The organism is Actinoplanes oblitus (assembly GCF_030252345.1).
In the GTDB taxonomy this organism is placed as follows: Bacteria; Actinomycetota; Actinomycetes; order Mycobacteriales; family Micromonosporaceae; genus Actinoplanes; species Actinoplanes oblitus.
In genome coordinates, this window is record NZ_CP126980.1 from 7272262 (window position 1) to 7293957 (window position 21696).

3 protein-coding genes are annotated in these 21696 nt (G+C 75.2%); all 3 read right to left on the reverse strand.

Features of this window, described 5'->3' with window-relative positions; all coding sequences use genetic code 11:
• Positions 1 to 17: 17 nt before the first annotated feature.
• The 3 genes from Actob_RS32455 to Actob_RS32465 are packed head-to-tail and all read right to left on the reverse strand — an operon-like array spanning position 18 to position 21492.
• Complete coding sequence (locus Actob_RS32455; protein ID WP_284915674.1) at positions 18 to 12116, reverse strand: non-ribosomal peptide synthetase; 12099 nt, start codon at positions 12114 to 12116, stop codon at positions 18 to 20.
• 14 nt (positions 12117 to 12130) lie between these two features.
• Positions 12131 to 15289 carry an amino acid adenylation domain-containing protein gene (locus tag Actob_RS32460; protein ID WP_284915676.1) on the reverse strand — a complete coding sequence of 1053 codons (3159 nt, stop codon included), beginning with the start codon at positions 15287 to 15289 and terminating at the stop codon, positions 12131 to 12133.
• On the reverse strand, positions 15286 to 21492 hold the full coding sequence (locus tag Actob_RS32465; protein WP_284915677.1) for a non-ribosomal peptide synthetase: 6207 nt from the start codon (positions 21490 to 21492) through the stop codon (positions 15286 to 15288). The genes Actob_RS32460 and Actob_RS32465 overlap by 4 nt, the downstream gene beginning before the upstream one ends.
• Positions 21493 to 21696 lie beyond the last annotated feature (204 nt).

A 21696-nucleotide genomic window follows, 5' to 3' on the forward strand; every position in this document is an offset into this window, starting at 1 on the left:
CTGCTCCTTCAGGGAGGTCACTTGAGTTGGTCCAGCTGTTCCGGGGAGAGGGCGACGAGCATGCCGGTGTCCCCGGCCGCTGCCGGTTCGGCCGCTTCGGCGGGTTCGGCCGGCAGTTCCTTGACGAGCGCCGCCAGCCGTTCCGGCGTCTTCTCGTCGAACACCTGCCACGGGGTGAGTTCGAGTCCCTCCCGGCGAGCCCGGGTGGACAGCTGCATCGAGGTGATCGAGTCGCCGCCGAGCTCGAAGAAGCTGTCGTTGGCGCCCACCTGGTCCAGGCCCAGCACCTCGGCGAAGAGCGCGCAGATCCGGGCTTCCATGGCGGTGCGCGGGTCCCGCCCGGAGGACATCCCGGCGAAGTCGGGAGCCCGCAGCGCCCGATGGTCCACCTTGCCGTTGGGTGTCAGGGGCATCGAGTCGAGCGGCACGAACGCCGCCGGGACCATGTGCTCCGGCAGGCGGCCGGCCGCCGCCTCGCGGAGCGCGGCGATCAGCGGGCCGGCCTCGGCGGCCGGGCCGGCCGCCGGCACCACGTAGGCGACCAGCTGCTTCTCGCCCGGGCCGTCCTGCCGGGCGACGACCACCACCTGGGCGACACCCGGCTGGCCGGCCAGCACGGCCTCGATCTCACCCGGCTCGATCCGGTACCCGCGCACCTTGACCTGCGAGTCGGTCCGGCCGACGAAGACCAGTTCGCCGTCGGCGGTCCAGCGGGCCCGGTCGCCGGTGCGGTACATCCGGCCGCCCGAGGCGAACGGGTCGGCGACGAAGCGTTCCGCGGTCAGCCCCGGTTTGCCGAGGTAGCCCCGGGCCAGGCCGGCCCCGGTGACGTAGAGCTCGCCGGTCAGGCCCGGCGGCACCGGTTGCAGGAAGGCGTCGAGCACGTAGGCCCGCATGTTGCTGATCGGGCCACCGATCGGGACCTCGTCGCGGCCCGGCGACAGCGGGACGCTCATCGTCGCGCACACCGTCGTCTCGGTGGGGCCGTACCCGTTGATCATCCGGCGCTCGCCCGACCAGCGGTCGACGAGCGCCGGCGGGCAGGCCTCGCCGGCCACGATCAGGGTCTCCAGCGCCGGCGGCAGGTCGTCCTCGACGGCCAGCACGCTGGGCGGCACCGTGACGTGGGTGATGGCCCACCGGCGTAGCGCGTCGCCCAGCGACACCCGCGGCGGCATGCTCTCCGGGTCGGCCAGCACGATGGTGCCACCGGACAGCAGGGCCATGCACACCTCGGAGATGGCGGCGTCGAAACCGAGCGAGGCGAACTGCAGGATCCGCGACGCGGACGTCACGCCGAACCGCTCGATCTGCGCGCTCGCCAGGTTGCCCAGGCCGGCGTGGCTGACCAGCACGCCCTTGGGCACGCCGGTCGAGCCGGAGGTGTAGATGACGTACGCCCCGTCGCTGACCGCCACGCGCGGCAGCGTGACCTCCGGGCCGGCCGCGGGCGGGTGCTGCGGCAACAGCACCACGCCCGCGAACCCCGGCGGTACCACCGCCCGGGTCTGCGCCGTGCACACCAGCACCTCCGGCGCCGCGTCGGTGAGCATCAGGGCGATCCGCTCGGCGGGATACTCCGGATCGACAGGTACGAACACCCCGCCCGCCAGCGACACCCCGAGCAGCGCCACCACCAGTTCCACCGAGCGCCCGACCAGCACCCCGACCCGGGTCTCGCGGCGTACGCCCGAGGCCACCAGCTGCCGTGCGAGGCTCTCCGCCTCGTCCAGCAACGCGCCGTAGGACAGGCTGCGCGCCGCGTCCTGAACGGCCACCGCGTCCCGGGACCGGGCCACCTGCCGGCGGAACAGCTCCGGCAGCGGCGCCGCGGCGAGCGGGGCCTCGGTCCGGTTCCACACCCGCACCACCAGCTCGCGCTCGGCCGGTCCGAGCAGGGCGATCCGGCCCACCGGGAGCCACGGGTCGGCCACCACCTGTTCGAGGGCGTGGACGATCCCGGCCAGCATGGTCTCGGCCTCGGCCCTGTCGAACGCGTCCGGACGGTAGATGAACTCGCCGTGGACGCCGCCGTCCTCGGACGCGCGCAGCGACACCGGGTAGTGCCCGTTGTCGTTCGGGATGCCGACCGGGTGCATGGCGATCGCGTCGGGGCCCTCGGCGGCACGCGGCGGGCGCGGGTAGTTCTCGAACACCACCAGCGTGTCGAAGGCCGCGCCCGGACCGGCGTGCTGGGTGATCTCGGTGAGCCCCAGGTGCTGGTGGCCCATCATCGCGACCTGGCGGGCCTGCAGGTCGGTCAGCATGTCCAGGAACGGCACCGCGGCGTCCAGGCGGGCCCGGACCGGCAGCGTGTTCATGAACAGGCCGACCACCGACTCGACACCCGGGATCTCCGGCGGGCGCCCGGCCACCGCGGCGCCGAACACCACGTCGTCGCGCCCGGTGAGCCGGACCAGCAGCAGCGCCCAGATGCCCTGGAAGAGGGTGTTCATCGTGACGCCGTGGCGGCGGGTGAGCTCGGCCAGCCGCCGGCTCAGCCCGTCGTCGAGCGTCAGCCGGATCCGGTCCGGCTCGATCGGCGTGGTCATCCGGTCCGGCGGCACCACGTGGGTGGCCTCGTCGAGCCCGGCCAGCTCCTCGCGCCACGCCTCCCGGGCGGCCTCCTTGTCCTGGCGGGCGAGCCAGGCGAGGTAGTCCCGGTACGAGGTCGCGGCCGGCAGTGACCGGCCGTCGCCACCGGATTCGTACGCCGCCATCACGTCGACCGAGAAGACCGGAAGTGACCACCCGTCGCAGGTGATGTGGTGCGACGCGAACGCCAGCCGGTACCGCCGCTCCCCGATCCGCACCAGGTGCAGCCGCAGCAGTGGCCCCCGGGTCAGGTCGAACCGGTCCTCGCGCAGCTCCGCCGCCAGCCGCTCGAACTCCGCCAGCGCCTGGTCCTCGGGCAGGTGCGACAGGTCGGTCTCCTGCCACGGCAGCGTCATCCGGCGGGCGATAGCCTGCACCGTCGTACCGGATGCGAGCTGGTGGAAGCTGGCCCGCAGCGCGGCGTGCCGGTCGAGCAGGGTCTGCCAGGACGCGCGGAACCGGGCGACGTCCAGCGGCCCGTCGATGGCCAGCGTGCGCATGCCGGCGTACACGTCCGGGCCGCGCTCGTCGACGGCGTGGAACAGCAGGCCCTCCTGCAGCGGGGAGAGCGGCCAGACGTCGAGCAGATCGGGCACCGCCGCTTCGAGCTCGGCCACCTCTTGCTGCGTCAGCGTGGTGAGCGGGAAGTCCGACGGCGTGTGCCCGCCGGCGCCGGCCTGCCCGGCCAGCTCGGCCAGCGCCGCCAGCCAGGCCGTGCCGAGCGACTCCGCCTCGTCGTCGCCGAGGATCCGCCCGGCCCAGGTCAGGTTCAGGGTGAGCCGCGGCCCGTCGGCGCCGTCCAGGACGGCGGCGTCGACCTCCACGACGTGCCGCAGCGGCAGGTCGTCGCCGGCCGTGCCGCCGATCGTGCCCACCGGCTGCCAGGGCTCGGCTGCGCCGCCGGGCCGGGCGGCGAACCGGCCCAGGTAGTTGAACCCGATCCCGGCGGCCGGCAGCGCCGCCAGGACCGGCCCGGTCTCGGCGTTGAGATGCCGCAGCACGCCGTAGCCGAGGCCGCCGTCGGGCACGCTCCGGACCGTCTCCTTGACGCTCTTCAGCAGTTCCCCGGCGGTGCCGGTACGCGGCACCGCCAGCCGGAGCGGATGCACGTCGGTGAACCAGCCGACCGTCCGGGACAGGTCCATCTCCCCGATCGGCTGGCGGCCGTGCCCCTCGACGTCGACCACGACGGCGGTGCCGCCGCGCCACCGGGCCACCGCGCCCGCCAGCGTGGCCAGCAGCACCTCGTGCACGCCGCAGTGGAAGGCCGAGGTGACCTGCTCCACGAGCGCGGCGGCCTGCTCCCGCGGCACCGTCCAGCTCCGCCGCCCGGCGGTCGCCATGGTGTCCCGCGCGCCGTCCAGGTCGCCGAGCGACGGCGTCCCGCCGAGGATCTCGGTCCAGGTCGCCAGCTCGGCGGTGCGGGTGGCCGCCTGCTCGGTCAGTGTCCGGGCCCAGCGGCGGAACGAGACGTCCACCGGGTCGAGCGCCGGTTCCCGGCCGGCGGCCGCCGCCTGGCACGCCTCCCGCAGGTCCAGCTGCAGGATGCGCCAGGACACCGCGTCCACCACCAGGTGGTGTGCCACCAGCACGAGCCGGCCGACCCGGTCCGGGCCGGCGTCCACCCAGACCGCCCGGACCAGCACGCCGGCCGCCGGGTCGAGCCGGGTGGCCGCCCGCGCGGCGTGGCGCTCGGCCAGGCCGTCCAGGTCGCCGGCGCCCGCCTCGACCCGCTCGACCAGCCCGGCCGCCCGCACCGCGCCACGCTCGGCCACCACCAGGCCGGGCTCGCCGGTCCCGTCGCCCACGAGCCGGCCGCGCAGCATGTCGTGGGTGTCGAGGACCGCGTCCAGGCCGGCGGTCAGCACCTCCAGCGTCAGGTCGCCGGGCGCGCCCAGCGTCACCCACTGCGCCATGGCGCCGCTGGTCAGCGCGCCGGGATCGCTGTCGAGCAGCGCCCGCGTCACCGGCGTCCAGGCCACCTCGCCGACGCCGTCGTCCGGTCCGGCCTGGCCCGCGCCGCCCCGCCTGGCGATCGCCGCGATGCCGGCCGGCGTCCGCTGCTCGAAGACGTCCTTCGCGCCGAAGACCACTCCCAGCCGGCGTGCCCGGGCGGCCAGCTGCATCGTCAGGATCGAGTCGCCGCCCAGCTCCAGGAAGCTGTCGTCGGCGCCGACCCGGTCCAGCCCGAGGATCTCGGCGAACAGGCCGCACAGCAGGCGCTCGGTCTCGGTGACCGGCTCCCGGCCGGTCGCCTCCGCCGCGAAGACCGGGGCGGGCAGAGCCGCCCGGTCCACCTTGCCGTTGCCGGTCAGCGGCAACGCGTCCAGCGTCAGCACCACGGCCGGGACCATGTACTCCGGCAGCACCGCACCCAGCCGCTCCCGGATCAGCCCCGGGTCGGCACCGGTCACCGCGTAACCGACCAGACGCCCGCCGACCGCCAGCACCACCGCCTCGTGCACGTCCGGCTGCGCGATCAGCGCCGCCTCGACCTCACCCGGCTCGACCCGGTAACCACGGATCTTCACCTGATCGTCGGCCCGGCCGGCGAACAGCAGCTCACCGTCGCGGGTCCAGCGCGCCAGGTCCCCGGTGCGGTACATCCGCTCACCGGCGGCGAACGGATCGGCCACGAACCGCTCCGCGGTGGCCGGCCCGGCGCCCAGGTAGCCGCGGGCCAGACCGGCACCGGCCAGGTACAGCTCGCCGGTGACGTCCGGGGCCACCGGCTGCAGGAACGCGTCCAGCACGTACGCCCGCCGCCCGGCCATCGGCCTGCCGATCGGCAGCGTCTCGCCGGTCGCGGCACCCGGCTCGATCAGGTGCCAGGTGGCGCAGAGCGTGGTCTCGGTCGGGCCGTACAGGTGCCGGACCCGGACCTCCGGGCACACCTGGCGCAGCCGGGCCACCGAGCCCGGCGGCACCGCGTCCCCGCCGGTCAGCACCTCGCGCAGGCCGCGGAAGGACTCCGGAGACTCGTCCGCCAGCACCCGGAAGGAGCCGGCGGTCAGGTGCACCGTGGTCACCCCGGCCGCTGTCGCGTCACGCAGCCGCTGCGCGTCCACCGCGCCCGGCTCGGCCACCAGCACCCGGGCCCCGTTCACCAGCGGCACCCAGATCTCCAGCAGCGACGCGTCGAACGCGTGCGGGGCGTGCATCAGCACGCAGTCGTCGCCGGTGACCGCCCATCCCGGGTCGCCGGCCAGCGCCGCCACGCTCGCGTGCGGCACCGCGACACCCTTGGGCTCGCCGGTGGAGCCGGACGTGTACATCACGTAGGCCGTGTCCCACGCGCCGGCCTCGGCCGCCGGCACCTCGTGCCGCGCGCCCTCGGCGGGCGGCGCGTCCAGCAGCAGCGGCTCGATCCCGGCCGGCACCGCGTCGCGGTGCGCGGCCGGGCAGACCGCCACCGAGACGCCGGCGTCGGCGAGCATCCGGTCGATCCGCGCCGCCGGGTGGTCGAGATTGACCGGTACGTACGCGGCGCCCGCCTTCCAGACGGCGAGGAACGCGACGAACAGGTCCACGCCACGCTCCATCACCACCCCGACGTGGTCGCCGCGCCGCACACCGGCGCCGGCCAGCCGCGCCGCGAGCAGGTCCGATTCCCGGTCGAGGCCGGCGTACGACAGGGTCCGCCCGCCGTCGGCCACCGCCACCGCGTCCGGGGTGGTCCGCGCCTGCCGCCGGAAGGCCGCCAGCACCGACGACCCGCCGGCCGCCGTACCCGTCGCGTTCCAGCGCTCGACCACCGACTCGCGGGCCGCCTCGCTGATCACGCCCAGCCGGCCCACCGGCCGGTCCGGCTCCGCCACCAGCGCGTCGAGGACCCGGACGACCTGCCCGGCCACCTCGCCGGCGGTCGCCCGGTCGACCCGGTCCGGCCGGTAGGACACCCGGATCCGCAGGCGTCCGCCCAGGCTGACGCTCATCGTCAGCGGATAGGTGGTGCCGGCCCGGGTGAGCACCGAGCCGATCGTGACGCCGCCGTCGCCGAGGCCGGCCGCGTCCATCGGGTAGTTCTCGACCATCACGATGGTGTCGAAGACCGCGCCCGGCCCGGCCACCTTCTGGATCGCCGGCAGCCCCAGGTACTGGTGCTCGGTCAGCGCCGACTGGCGGGCCTGCAGGTCCTCGAGGACGTCCAGCACCGGCTGGGCGCCGTCCAGGCGTACCCGGACCGGGACGGTGTTGATGAACATCCCCACCATCCGCTCGACGTCCGGCAGCTCGGCCGGGCGCCCGGACACCACCGAGCCGAACACCACATCGGTACGCCCGGTCAGCCGGGACAGCACCAGCGCCCAGGCGCCGTGCAGGATGGTGCTCAGCGTCAGCCCGTGCCCGCGGGCGAACTCGGTGAGACGCCGGGTGGCGTCCTCGGACAGCTGCTCGCACCGCTCGTCGGGCATCGCCATCGACTTGTCCGCGTCGGCGTCCACCACCGTCGGCTCGTCCAGCCCGGCGAGTTCGGACCGCCACGCCGACCGGGTGGCCGCCTCGTCCTGACGGCTCAGCCAGGCCAGGTAGTCCCGGTGCGAGGGCGCCGGCTCGGGCTGGGCGCCGGCGTACGCGGCCGACACCTCGCCCAGCACGATCGGGGTCGACCAGCCGTCCAGCACCAGGTGGTGCGACGTCAGCACGAGCCGGTGCCGGTCCTCGGCGAGCCGGATCAGCATCAGCCGCAGCAACGGCGCCCGGGTGACGTCGAACCGGTCCGCCTGGTCCTCGTCGAGCAGGCGACCGGCCTCGGCGGCCGCGTCCGCCTCGGCGAGGTGCGACAGGTCCACCACCCGCCAGGGCACGTCCGCCGTACCGGCGACCACCTGCACCGTCCGGCCGGAGGCCGGCTGGTGGAAGCTCGTCCGCAGCGCGTCGTGCCGGGCGGCCACCGAGGTCCACGCCGCGTGCAGCGCGTCGGCGTCCAGCGGCCCCTCCAGGTCGAGGATCCGCTGGCTCTGGTAGACGTCGAGGCCGTCCTCGTCGAGGGCCCGCTCGAAGAGCATGCCCTCCTGCAGGGGCGACACCGGCCAGATGTCGGTCAGCCCGGGCGCCGCCGCCTCCAGTTCGTCGACGTCGTCCTGCGTCAGCTCGACCAGCGCGAAGTCGGAGGGGGTGTGCCCGCCATCCTGGCCGGCCAGCGCGGTGAGCTGGTCGAGCCAGGCCTCACCGAGCAGCTCGACCCGGGCCGGGTCGAGGTCCCGGCCGTACAGGGTGAGCCGCAGCCGCGGACCGCCCGGGGTGTCCTGGACGTCGGCGGCGGCCTCCAGCGAGTGCGCCACCACCACGTCCGGACCGGCCTCCGCGGCGCCGATCGACCCGTCGCGCTCCTGCCACGGGGTGACCCCGGCGGCGGTGCCGGAGCGGCCCAGGTAGTTGAAGCCGATCCGCGGGGTGGGCAGCGCGGCCAGGGTGGCGGCGGTGTCCGGGTTGAGGTGGCGCAGCAGCCCGTAGCCGAGCCCGTCACCGGGCACCGCCCGGAGCTGCTCCTTCACCGATTTCAGCAGGCGGGCCGGGTCGAGCCCGGCGACCTCCAGGCGGACCGGGTGCACGCTGGTGAACCAGCCCACCGTCCGCAACAGGTCCTCGCCGTCGGCGGCGTGCCGGCCGTGACCCTCCACGTCCACCAGCACCCCGGCGTCGCCGCCGCGCCAGCGCGCCACCGCACCGGCCAGCCCGGCGAGCAGGACATCCTGGACACCGCAGTGGAAGGCGCCGGGCACCTCGCCGGCCAGGCGGTGCGCCGCGGGCCCGGACAGCGTCCAGGACCACGAGTGCGGCTGCCCGGTCCGCTCGCCGAGCGAGTCGTCCGCGCCGTCCAGCACGCCGATCCAGTGCTCCAGCTCGGCCACCGTGCTCGCGCTGGACGCCTGCTCGGTCAGTCGCCGCGCCCACTGGCGGTACGACGTGGCAGCGGGTTCCAGGGCGGGGGTGCCGCCGGCGACGAGCGCGTCGTACGCGGTACGCAGGTCCGGCAGCACGATCGACCAGGACACCGCGTCGACCACCAGGTGGTGTGCCACCAGCGCCAGCCGGCCGGGCTCGGTGTCGCCGGCGTCGATCCACACGGCTCGCACCGCGCCACCCGCCGACGGGTCCAACCGGCTCGCCGCCTCGTCGGCCGCCCGCGCGGCGGTCTCGTCGAGGTCGCCGGTGCCGGCCGGCACCCGGCTGATCAGGTCCGCCGCGGTGACGGCGCCCCGCTCGGGCACCACCAGCCGCCCGCCGGGCTCCACCCGGGCGCGCAGCATCTCGTGCGTGTCCAGCACCGCCTGCAGGGCGCCGGCCAGTGCCTCCCGGTCGAAGCCGGGCGGGGTGGCGACCACCCGCGCCTGGGCGAAGCCGGGGCGCGCCGCCTCCGCCCCGAGGGCACGCATCACCGGCGTCCACGGGATCTCGCCGAGACCCGCGCCGGCGGCCGGACGCGCCGGCCGGGCCGGCCCGATCTCGCGCACCTGCGCCGCCAGGCGTTCCGCGGTCCGGTGCTCGAACACCTGCCGCGGGGTCAGCCGGATCCCCTCGCGCCGGGCGCGGGCGGCCACCTGCATCGACGAGATCGAGTCGCCGCCCAGCCGGAAGAAGTCGTCGTCGACGCCGACCCGGTCCAGGCCGAGCACGCCGCCGAAGACCGCGCACAGGATCCGCTCGGCCTCGGTGGCCGGCTCCCGGCCGGTCGACGCCGCGCCGAAGTCCGGTTCCGGCAGGGCCTGCCGGTCGACCTTGCCGTTGACCGTCAGCGGCAGGTCGTCCAGCACGAGCACCGCGGCCGGCAGCATGAACTCGGGCATCGTCGTGGCGAGCTGCTCGCGCAACCCGGCCGGGTCCAGCTCCCGGCCGGACTCGGCGACCACGTAGCCGACCAGGTGCTCGCCCCGGACCGCCACCACGGCCTGGCCGACACCGGGCAGCCCGGCGAGGACCGCCTCGACCTCGCCCGGCTCCACCCGGTAGCCACGGATCTTGACCTGGTCGTCGGCCCGGCCGGCGAACGCCAGCGCGCCCTCGGCGGTCCAGTGGGCCAGGTCCCCGGTGCGGTACATCCGGTCGCCGGAGGCGAACGGGTCGGCGACGAACCGCTCGGCGGTCAGCGCCGCACGACCCAGGTAGCCCTGTGCCACACCGGCGCCGGCGATGTACAGCTCACCGGTCACACCCGGCGGCAGCGGCCGGAGGAAGGCGTCCAGGACGTAGACCCGGCGGCCGGCGAGCGGCCGGCCGATCGGCAGCACCGAGCCGGTCGCGGCGCCGGGCTCGAGCAGCCACCAGGTCGCGCACAGGGTCGCCTCGGTCGGGCCGTAGAGGTGCCGCACCCGGACGTCCGGGCAGGCCCGGCGGACCCGGTCCACCGCCGCCAGGGGCACCGCGTCGCCGCCGGTGAGCACCTCGCGCAGACCGGCGACCGACGCCGGTGACTCCTCGGCCAGCACCCGGAACGCGCCGGCGGTCAGGTGCGCGGTGGTGACGCCGCCGGCCACGTGACCGGCCAGGGCCTCGCCGTCCACCGCGCCCGGCCCGGCGATCAGCACCCGCGCGCCGGACAGCAGCGGCACCCAGATCTCAAACAGGGAGATGTCGAACGCGTGCGAGGCGTGCATCAGCACGGTGTCGCCCGGCCCGGTCCCCCACCCCGGCTCGCCGGCCAGCGCCGCCACGTTGCCGTGCGACACCGCGACGCCCTTCGGCGTGCCGGTCGAGCCGGAGGTGTACATCACGTAGGCGAGGTCGTCCGCGCCGACGGTGACGGCCGGCGGCGCGCTCGCCGCCACCTCCCGCGCCGTCTGCGGGTCGTCCAGCACGATCGGGTCCAGCCCGCCGTCCAGCACCACGGCCCGGAACGCCTCGGCGCACACCGTCGCCGCCGGTTCCGCGTCCGCGAGCATGAACTTCACCCGTTGCGCCGGGTAGGCGGGGTCGATCGGCACGAACGCCGCCCCGGCCTTCCAGACCGCGAGCAACGTGGTGATCAGCTCGGCGGAGCGGTCCATCACCACTGCCACCCGGTCACCGCGCCGGACGCCGCGCCGGCCCAGGTAGCCGGCCAGCCGGTCCGCCCGGGCGGCCAGCTCCCGGTACGTCAGCTCCCGCACCCCGTCGATCACCGCCACCTCGTCGCGACGGCGGTCCACCTGGTCGCCGAGCGACTCCAGCGGCAACCGGACCGGGGCGGGGCCGGATGCCGTACCCCAGAGCCGCACCACCTTGTCGCGCTCCGCCGCGGTGGTCACGTCGATCTCGGCCACCGTGGCCCCGCGCGCGTCCACCAGCTGCCGCAGCACCCCGGTGAGCCGCTCGACGACGGCGAGCGCGCCGGCCTCGTCGAGGAACGCGGTCAGGTAGTCGAGCTTGAGCAGCATCGCCTCGCCGGGCACGGCGACCAGCGTCAGCGGGTAGTGCGCGGCCTCCCGGCCCTGGTGCACCCGGATGCCGAAGGTGTCGGCGGCGGCCGAGCCGCCGAGCTCGCGAGGGAAGTTCTCGAAGACCAGCAGGGTGTCGAAGACGGCGCCGGGACCGGCCGCCCGCTGGACGTCGGCCAGCCCGACGAACTGGTCCGGGATCAGGGCCGACTGCCGGTCCTGCAACTGCGTCAGCATCTCCACCACCGGCTGGCCGCCGTCCAGCGGCACCCGCACCGGCACCGTGTTGAGGAAGAGGCCGACCATCCCCTCGACGCCCGGCAGGTCCGCCGGACGCGCCGAGACCGTCGCGCCGAACACCACGTCGGTACGCCCGGCCAGTCGCGCCAGCACCAGCGCCCACGCGCCCTGCACCACGGTGTTCAGGGTCAGCCCGTGCCCACGCGCCAGCTCTTCCAGCGACCGGGTGAGGTCACCCGGCAGCTCGACCTCGACGCTCTCCGGCATGCCGGACGCCCGTCCCGGGTCGGCGGGCGCGACGAGTGTCGGCTCCTCGGCGCCGCGCAGCTGTTCCGTCCACGCCGCCACCGCCCGCTGCTTGTCCTGCCGGCTCAGCCAGCCCAGGTACTCCCGGTACGGCGTCACCGCCGGCAGGTCCGCCGGGCCGTCGCCGGCCGCGTACAGGGCGGTCAGCTCGTCGAAGACGATGGGCAGCGACCAGCCGTCCATGACCGCGTGATGACAGGTCACCACCAGGCGGTGCCGGTCGCCGGCCAGCCGGATGAGGGTCAGCCGCAGCAGGGGCGCCGCCGTGACGTCGAACGGCGTGAGCCGGTCCTCCTCGGCCAGCTCCCGCACCGCCTGCTCGGGGTCGTCGAGGTGGGAGAGGTCGATCACCCGCCACGGCAGGTCGATCCGGCCGGCGATGACCTGCACGGTCTCGCCCGTCTTGCGCTGCCGGAAGCAGGCCCGCAGCGCGGCGTGCCGGTCCAGCACCGCCTCCCAGGCCGCACGCAGCCGGGCCGGGTCCACCGGCCCGTCGAGATCCAGCAGCCAGTGCCCTACGTAGACGTCCGGTCCGCCCTCGTCGTAGACGGTGTGGAAGAGCAGGCCCTCCTGCAGCGGCGACAGCGGCCAGATGTCCTCGATACGCGACGTGGTCACGGTTGTCCCCCTGATCAGAATTCGGATTCGAGTTCGGCGATCTCTTCCCGGTCCATCGCGACGAGGCCGAACCGCCGCACCGTCTCGCCCTGGTCGCCGGGCGCCGGGGCTGCCGGCTCGACGGCCGCCGCGAGCGCGGCCGGCGTGCGGTGCTGGAACACCTCGCGAGCGCCGATGGCCATCCCGTCGCGGCGGGCCCGTGCGGCGAGCTGCATCGACGTGATCGAGTCCCCGCCCAGCTCGAAGAAGCTGTCGTCGGCGCCGACCCGGTCCAGGCCGAGCACCTCCGCGAAGAGGGCGCACAACGCCCGCTCGGCAGCGGTCGCCGGCTCCCGGCCGGTCGCCCGGCCGCTGAAGTCGGGTTCCGGCAGCGCACCCCGGTCGACCTTGCCGTTCGCGTTGACCGGCAGGGCGTCCAGCACCAGGATCACCGCCGGCACCAGGTATTCCGGCAGTACGGCGGCGAGCTGATCGCGCAGCCGGTCCGGATCCACCCCGGTGCCGGAGACCACGTAACCGATCAGCCGCCCGTCCCGGGCCAGCACCACGGCCTCGTCGACGCCCGGCTGCTCGGCCAGCGCCGTCTCGATCTCGCCCGGCTCCACCCGGTAGCCACGGATCTTGACCTGGTTGTCGGCCCGCCCGGCGAACGCCAGCTGCCCGTCGTCCAGCCAGTACGCCACGTCGCCGGTCCGGTACATCCGCTCGCCCGGTGTGAACGGGTCGGCGACGAACCGCTCGGCGGTCAGCTGAGGGCTGCCCAGGTAGCCACGCGCCACCCCGACACCGGCGATGTAGAGGTCGCCCGCGACGCCCGGCGGCAACGGCCGCAGGAAGGCGTCCAGGACGTACAGCCGCCGGCCCGGCAGCGGCCGGCCGATCGGCAGCACCGTGCCCAGCCGCTCGCCGGGCTCGACAGTCATCCAGGACGCGCACAGCGTGGTCTCGGTCGGCCCGTACGAGTGCCAGACCCGCAGCGTGGGGCAGGCCTGCCGGACCCGTTCCAGGGCGCCGAGCGGCACCACGTCACCACCTGTCGAGACGGCGCGCAGCCCGGCGAACGACTCCGGCGCCTCCTGTGCCAGCGCCCGGAACTGCCCGGCGGTGAAGTTCACCGCGGTCAGGCCGGCGGCGACGTGCGCGGCCAGCCGTTCCGCGTCGATCACGCCCGGCCCGGCGATCATCACCCGCGCGCCGGCCAGCAGCGGCACCCACACGTCGAACAGCGACGCGTCGAAGGTGTGCGGCGCGTGCATCAGCACCGCGTCGCCGGGTGCCATCTCCCAGCCCGGGTCGCCGGCCAGCGCCGCCACGCCGCGGTGCTCGATCGCCACGCCCTTCGGCGTCCCGGTCGAGCCGGACGTGTACATCACGTACGCCAGGTCGTGCGGCCCGATCGCCACCGGCGCCACGTCGCCGGCGACGGCGTCCTCCACGGCGATCCGCGGGTGGTCCGCCGGCACCAGGCCCGCGCCGTCCGCCCGGCACAGCACCGCGGTGGCCAGCGAGTCGGCCAGCATGAACGCCACCCGCTCGGCCGGATAGGCCGGATCCACCGGTACGAACGCGGCGCCCGCCTTCCACACCCCGAGCCACGCCGCGAGCACCTCGGCGGACCGCTCCAGGAGCACCGCGACCCGGTCGCCGCGGCGGACGCCCCGTTCGGTGAGCAGCCGGGCCAGGCCGCCGGACCACTCGTCGAGCTCCCGGAACGAGAACGACCGGTCGCCCTCGGTGATCGCCGGCGCGTCCGGGGCCAGCGCCACCCGCCGGCGGAACAGGTCGACCGCCGAGATCGCCGGCACCGCCTCGCCGGTCCGGTTCCACCGGGTGACGGTCAGCTCCCGTTCGGCCTCGCTGAGCACGTCCAGGCGGCCGACCGGCGTCTCCGGATTCTCGACGATCCGCTCAAGGACCCGGGTCAGTCCGTGCAGCGCCGCACCGGCGACCCGGGCGTCGAGCATCTCCGGGTGGTGCTGCGCCTCGATCTCCAGGCGCTCGCCCGGCATCACGCCGAGGGTGATCGCGTACGGCGACGCCTGGTGGAAGTCCCGCAGCGTCAGGGTGATGCCGCGCGGGCCGGCCGGCGCCGCTCCCGGGTCGGCGTAGTTCTCGAAGACCAGGATGGTGTCGAAACCCGCCCCGCCCAGCTTCTGGATCTCCGGCAGCCCCAGGTGCTGGTGCGAGATCAGCGCGGACTGCCGCTGTTGCAGGTCGGTCAGCATCCGCACCACCGGCTGGGCGCCGTCCAGGCGTACGCGTACCGGCACGGTGTTGATGAACAGCCCGACGCACTCCTCCACGCCGGGCAGCTCGGCCGGGCGCCCGGCGACCGTCGCGCCGAACACCACGTCGGTGCGCCGGGCCAGCCGGGCCAGCACCAGCGCCCACGCACCCTGCACCAGCGTGTTCAGCGTCAGCCCGTGCCGGCGGGCGAACCGGACCAGCGCGGCGGTGAACTCGGGCGAGTGCCGGACCACCTCGCGTACCGGCAGTTCCGGCGCCTTCCCGGCCGCCTCGGCGTTGCCCACCGTCGACCCGTCGGCGCCGGCCAGCTCGGCCCGCCAGGCCTCCCGGGCGGCCGCCTTGTCCTGCCGGTTCAGCCAGGCCAGGTGGTCGCGGTAGGAGCCGGGCCGCCGCAGTCCCGCCGCGCCGCCCGCCTCGTAGATCGCCAGGAGATCGGACTCGAGGATGGCCCGGGACCACCCGTCCATCAGCACGTGGTGGCTCGTCGTCACCAGGCAGTGCCGCTCCGGGCCGAGCCGGATCAGCAGCAGCCGCAGCAGCGGAGCCTTCGCCAGGTCGAACCGGGCGGCGCGCTCCTTCTCGGCGAGCACGCCCACCTCGGCCAGCGCGTCCTGCTCGGCCAGGTGCGAGAGGTCGCGGGTGGCCCAGGGCAGCTCGACCCGCCGCGGGATGAGCTGCACCGTCTCGCCGGACTTGCGCCGGTGGAAGCAGGCGCGCAGCGCCGGGTGCCGGTCGAGGACCGCCGCCCAGGCCTGCCGGAAGCGCTCCGGGTCCAGCGGCCCGTCGATGATCTGTGACTGCTGGATGAGCTGGAGGTCGGGGGCCGCCTCGTCGAACGACGCGTGGTAGAGCATCCCCTCCTGCATCGGGGAGAGCGGCCAGACCTGCTCGAGCGCCGAGCCGGGGGACGTCGTCGAAGTGTTCACGCTGCTCTGCCTCCACCATGTGCGGCTGCGATGGCCTCGAAGTTCTCGATCTCGTCCTGATCCAGGTCGAGCAGGTCGAAGTCGGACGCGGTGTGTCCGCCCGCGGTCGGATCGTCGGCCTGGCGGGCGAGCCCGGCCAGCACGTCGGTCCAGATCCGGCCGAACCGGTCGATCTCCGCCTCGTCGCATCGATCGGCCGGCCAGCTCAGCGCGAGGGTCAGCTCCGGGCCGTCCCGGGTGTCCCGGACGAACGCGTTGACCTCCAGCGCGTGCGGCAGTGCCATGCCGGGCTCCATCAGGCCGCCGACCGCGCCGACCGGCTGCCACGCCCGTACCTCGCCGTGCTGGTCGCCGGTGAACCGGCCCAGGTAGTTGAACCCGATGGCCGGCGACGGCAGCGCCGCCAGCACCGGTCCGGTCGTCTCGTTGAGGAAGCGCAGCAGCCCGTAGCCGAGCCCGTCACCCGGGACCGCCCGGAGCTGCTCCTTCACCGACTTGAGCAGCCGGCCCGGGTCCAGGCGGGCGACCTCCAGCCGGACCGGGTGCACGCTGGTGAACCAGCCCACCGTCCGGGACAGGTCCATCCCGTCGGCCGGATGCCGGCCGTGGCTCTCCACGTCCACCAGCACGAACTCCCGGTCGTGCCAGCGCGCCACAGCGGCCGCCAGCCCGGCCAGCAGGACGTCCTGGATCCCGCAGTGGAAGGCGGCGGGCACCGTCTCCACCAGGGCGGCCGCCCGCTCCGGCGGCAGGGTCCACGACCGCTGCCCGGCGGGCGATCCGCCGACCGGCGCGGGCCACGGTTCCGCCTCGCCGACGACGGCGGTCCAGGCGTCCAGTTCGCCGGTCCGCTCCGCGGTGTGCGCCCACTCGCCGAGCAGATCCGCCCACCGCCGGAACGAGACGTCCACCGGGTCGAGCTCCGGTTCCCGGCCCGCGGCCACCGCCTCGCACGCCGCCCGCAGGTCCGGCAGCAGGATGCGCCAGGACACCGCGTCGACGGCGAGATGGTGCGCCACCAGCACGATCCGTCCCGCCCGGCCGGCGTCCGCCGTCACCCACACCAGCCGCAGCGCCGCGCCGGTGGCCGGATCCAGCTCGGCGGCCACCCGCCGGGCGCAGCGATGCGCGATGTCGTCCAGATCGCCGTCGCCGGCCTCGACCCGCTCGACCAGGCGCGCCGCGTCCAGCGACCCGCGCTCGCCGACCACCAGCCGCCCGGCGTCCACCCGCATCCGCAGCGCGTCGTGCACGTCCACCACCGCCGCCAAGCCCGCGACCAGCACGTCGGTGGTCAGCTCCGGGGGCGCGCCGGCCACCACCCACTGCGCGAACCCGGGTCCGGTCACGCCGTCGCCGAGCAGCCGCATCACCGGCGTCCGCGCGACCTCGCCGGCCCCGTCGTCAGCACCGGTCCGGCCGGACCGCCGCGGTGCCGCCCGGGTCGCCAGCCGGGCCAGCCGTTCCGGCGTCCGCAGGTCGAAGACGTCCCGGGCGATGAACGTCAGACCGGCCCGCCGGGCCCGCGCCACCAGCTGCATCGACGTGATGGAGTCGCCGCCCACCTCGAAGAAGCTGTCGTCCACGCCGACCCGGCGCAGGCCGAGGACCTCGGCGAAGAGGTCGCACAGGACCCGCTCGGCGTCGGTACGCGGCTCGCCGCCGGCCGCACCGGCGGCGAAGTCCGGGTCCGGCAGCGCGGCCCGGTCGATCTTGCCGTTCGGGGTGACCGGCAGCGCCGCCAGCGGCACCACCACCGCGGGCACCAGGTGGTGCGGCAGCCGGGAGGCGAGGTCGTCGCGTACCGCGCGCGGGTCGACGTCGGCCGGCGACACGTAGGCCAGCAGGCGGTCCGCGCGAACCGTCACCGCGGCCTGGGCGACACCCGGGTAGCCGGACAGCGCGGCCTCGATCTCGCCGGGCTCGATCCGGAAGCCACGGACCTTCACCTGGTCGTCGGCCCGCCCGGCGAACACCAGGTCGTGCCGCTCGGTCCAGTACGCCAGGTCGCCGGTCCGGTACATCCGCTCGCCGGGCACGAACGGGTCGGCGACGAACCGCTCGGCGGTCAGCCCCGCCCGGTTCAGGTAGCCGCGGGCCAGCCCGATCCCGGCCACGTACAGCTCACCGGTGATCCCCGGCGGCACCGGCCGCAGGAACGCGTCGAGCACGTAGGAGCGGCCGCCGGCGATCGGCGTACCGATCGGCACCACGTCGCGGCCCGCCACCAGCGGCGGGCTCATCGTCGCGCACACCGTGGCCTCGGTCGGCCCGTACGCGTTGATCATCCGCCGCCCGCCCGACCACCGATCCGCCAGCCCCGGCGGGCAGGCCTCCCCGGCCACCACCACCGTCGCCAGCAGTTCCGGCAGGTCGTCGGCGGTGGCCAGCACCGACGGCGGCACCGTCACGTGGGTGACGTCCCACCGCCCGATCGCCTCGGCCAGCGACACCTGGGGTGGCAGGTCCCGCTCGGGCGCCATCAGCAGCGTGGCCCCGGACAGCAGCGCCATCAGCGTCTCCGACACCACGGCGTCGAAGCCGAGCGCGGCGAACTGCAGGACCCGCGACGACGCGGTGACGGCGAACCTGTCGATCTGCGCGGCGGCCAGGTTGCCCAGGCCCGCGTGCGTCACCACGACGCCCTTCGGGGTCCCGGTGGAGCCCGAGGTGTAGATGACGTACGCCGCGTCGTCCGGCCGCACGCGCGGCGGCTCGCCGACCGGGCCGCTGACCGGTTCCAGCGCGTCGGCCACCACCAGCCGATCCGCGAACCGGTCCGGCACCGTCTCCCGAGTCTTGGCCACGCAGACCACCGCCACCGGATCCGCGTCGCCCAGGATCCAGGCCACCCGCTCGGCCGGGTACGCCGGATCCACCGGCACGAACGCCCCGCCGGCCAGCGACACCCCGAGCATCCCGATCACCGACCACGCCGACCGGCCGACCAGCACGCCGACCCGGCTCTCCGGTCCGACGCCGCGCGCCCGCAGCCCGGCCGCCAGCGCCGCCGCCCGGGCCCACAGCTCGGCGTACGTCAGCTCGCCCTCGTCGTCGGCCACCGCGATCGCCCGCGGCCGTTCCCGCACCACCCGCTCGACCAGCGCGGGCAACGACTGCCCCACCGCCAGCGCCGCGGGCGGATCGCCGATCGGGCCGGCGGCCAGGCCGATCCGGCCGACCAGCTCGCCGGGATCGGCGGCCAGGCCGGCGAGCACGCCGGTGAACCAGTCCAGCACCGACCCGGCGACGGTCTCGTCGACCTGCTCGGGCCGGTAGGCGAGCTGGATCCGGCAGCGCTCCCCCGGGATGATCCCGAGGGTCAGCGGGTAGTGCGTCCCCTCGACGGTGCCCAGGTAGGTGAACTGGCCGGCGTAGTCGCGCGGGTAGCTCTCGAACACCAGCAGGGTGTCGAACGTCGCGCCCGGCCCGGCCACCTTCTGGATCTCCGGCAGCCCCAGGTGCTGGTGCGGCATCAGGGCCGCCTGCCGCCGCTGCAGCCGGGCCAGCAGGTCGGCGACCGGCTGCCCGGCGTCCAGCGTCACCCGGACCGGCACCGTGTTCATCATCAGGCCCGGCATCGATTCGACACCCGGCAGTTCCGCGGGGCGGCAGGCGACGGTGGTGCCGAACACGACGTCGGTACGCCGGGTGAGCCGGGACAGCACCATCGCCCAGGCGGCCTGCACCACCGTGTTCAGGGTCAGTCCGCGGGCCCGGGCGACCTCGGTCAGTCCAGTGTAGAGCTCCGGCGGGAGGAACGTGACACGGTAGTCGTAGCCGGTGCCGGCCGAGGTGCGGGCGATCGGCGCCGGCTCGTCGAGGCCGGCCAGCTCGGCCCGCCACGCGGCCCGGGCCGCCTCCCGGTCCTGCCCGGCCAGCCAGGCCAGGTAGTCCCGGTACGAGGCGGCCGCACCGGCCCGCTCCGGGAGCCGGCCGCCGGCCGCGTACGCCTCGGCGACCTCGTTCAGGATGACCGCCACCGACCAGCCGTCGGTGAGGATGTGGTGGTGGACCACCAGCAGGCGGTGCCGGCCCGCGCCGTACCCGACCAGGACCAGCCGGAACAGCGGTGCCCGGGCGAGGTCGAAGCGCTGCCGCTGTTCCCGCTCGGCCAGCTCGGCGACGGCCCGGTCGACGTCGGCGTCCGCGGCCAGCTCCACCTCCCGCCACGGCAGCACCACCTCTCCGGTGGCGACCTGCAGCGTCCGGCCCGAGGTCAGCCGGACGAACCGCAGGCGGAGCTCGGCGTGCCGGGCGAAGACCGCCTCCCACGCGGCGCGCAACCGGGACGCGTCCAGCGGCCCGTTCAGCTCCAGGATCCACTGCGCCTGGTAGATGTCGGTGCCCTGGTCGTCGAGGGTCGACTGGAAGAGCAGGCCCTCCTGCAGCGGCGCCAGCGGCCAGATCTCCCGCGCCCCCGGCACGGCTTCCGCCAGTTCCGCCTCCTCGTCCGCGGTGAGGACGACCAGCGGGCGATCGGTGGTCTCGCCGGCCGGCACGGCGCGCGCCGCGGCCGCCAGCCCCGCCGGGGTCCGCTCCACGAAGATCTGGGTGGGCGTCACCAGCAGGCCGGCCTTGGCCGCCCGCGCCGCCAGCCGCATCGCCGCTATCGAGTCGCCGCCCAGGTCGAGGAACCCGTCGTCGGCGCCGACCCGGTCCAGCCCGAGGATCTCGGCGAACAGGCCGCACAGCAGGCGCTCGGTCTCGGTGACCGGCTCCCGGCCGGTGGCCTCCGCCGCGAAGACCGGGGCGGGCAGAGCCGCCCGGTCCACCTTGCCGTTGCCGGTCAGCGGCAACGCGTCCAGCGTCAGCACCACGGCCGGGACCATGTACTCCGGCAGCACCGCACCCAGCCGCTCCCGGATCAGCCCCGGGTCGGCACCGGTCACCGCGTAACCGACCAGACGCCCGCCGACCGCCAGCACCACCGCCTCGTGCACGTCCGGCTGCGCGATCAGCGCCGCCTCGACCTCACCCGGCTCGACCCGGTAACCACGGATCTTCACCTGATCGTCGGCCCGGCCGGCGAACAGCAGCTCACCGTCGCGGGTCCAGCGCGCCAGGTCCCCGGTGCGGTACATCCGCTCACCGGCGGCGAACGGATCGGCCACGAACCGCTCCGCCGTCAGGGCGGGATTGCCCAGGTAGCCGTCCGCCAGGCCGGCACCGGACAGGTACAGGTCACCCACCACGCCGGCGGCCACCGGCCGGAGCGACGCGTCGAGCACCTGAGCCCGGCGGCCGGGAAGCGGGCGGCCGATCGGCAGCACCGGGCCCAGCACGTCACCCGGTTCGAGCAGGTGCCAGGTCGCGCACAGGGTCGTCTCGGTCGGGCCGTACAGGTGCCGGACCCGGACCTCCGGGCAGACCGCCCGCACCTTCGCCACGGCGTGCACCGGCACCACGTCACCGCCGGTGAGCACCTCGCGCAGGCCGGCGAACGACTCCGGCGACTCCTCGGCCACCGCGCGGAAGCTGCCCGCGGTCAGGTGCACCCTGGTCACTCCGGCGGCGATCGCCTCCCGCACCCGCCGGGCGTCCACCGGGCCGGGTTCGGCGATCACCACGCGGGCGCCGGACACCAGCGGCACCCAGATCTCGAGCAGGGAGGCGTCGAAGGCGTACGGCGCGTGCATGAGGATCGACTCGCCCGGGGTCACCGCCCAGCCGGGGCTGGCCACCAGCTCCGCCACGCTGCGGTGCGGGACCGCGACGCCCTTCGGGGTGCCGGTCGAGCCGGAGGTGTACATCACGTAGGCCAGGTCACCCGGGCCGGCCGTGACCGCCGAGCCGTCACCCGCCTCGGCACCGGTGACCACGAGCGTCCCGATGCCGTCCGGCACCCGGCCGCGCGTCGCGGCCGAGCACACCAGCAGCGACACCCCCGCGTCCGCCACCAGGAACGCGATCCGCCGCGCCGGATGGGCGGCGTCGATCGGCACGTAGGCCGCTCCCGCCTTCCACACCGCGTACAGCGTCACCAGCAGGTCCGCCGAGCGGTCCAGGAGCACCGCGACCCGGTCGCCGCGGCGCACGCCCCGGGCGGCCAGCCGGCCGGCCAGACCGTTCGCGAGGTCGTCCAGCCGCCGGAACGTCAGCACCCGATCCCCGTCGGCCACCGCCACCGCGTCCGGCGTCCGGTCCGCCTGACGGGCGAGCAGCTCGGGCACCGTCACTCTGGTCTGCGCTGCGGAAATCATCGTTCCCCTTCACCTACCGTCTGGTGCGCCGGCCCATTCACCACTGCCGTCCACTTCGGCGAATTGCCATTCGGCGCGCTCCGCGCAATGGCCTTTCCCGACTCTTTCTCACCTCGATGATGCTGGTGAGATCCGCTGTCCACGAGCGAGTCCAAGCGACCATCAAGAACAGTTGGACACCATTCAAAAATCCAGTTTTCGGTA